This window comes from Neisseria sp. P0008.S010 (assembly GCF_051962715.1).
GTDB lineage: Bacteria > Pseudomonadota > Gammaproteobacteria > Burkholderiales > Neisseriaceae > Neisseria > Neisseria elongata.
Window position 1 is genome coordinate 1 of the sequence record NZ_JBQCVA010000385.1, and the last position, 246, is coordinate 246.

Consider the following 246-nt stretch of genomic DNA (forward strand, 5'->3'; position numbering starts at 1 on the left):
CATGAGCACCTTCTTCCAGCAAACCGCACAAGCCATGATTGCCAAACACATCGACCGCTTCCCACTATTGAAGTTGGATCAAGTGATTGATTGGCAACCGATCGAACAATACCTGAATCGTCAAAGAACCCGTTACCTTAGAGACCACCGCGGCCGTCCCGCCTATCCCCTGCTGTCCATGTTCAAAGCCGTCCTGCTCGGACAATGGCACAGCCTTTCCGATCCCGAACTCGAACACAGCCTCAT

Annotated in this window: 1 protein-coding gene; it reads left to right on the plus strand. The window is 52.8% G+C overall.

Annotated elements, in window-relative coordinates:
- Position 1: 1 nt before the first annotated feature.
- Positions 2-246: IS5 family transposase (locus ACTHSL_RS14010; RefSeq protein ID WP_002256589.1), on the plus strand; the 245-nt coding region annotated here is incomplete at its 3' end.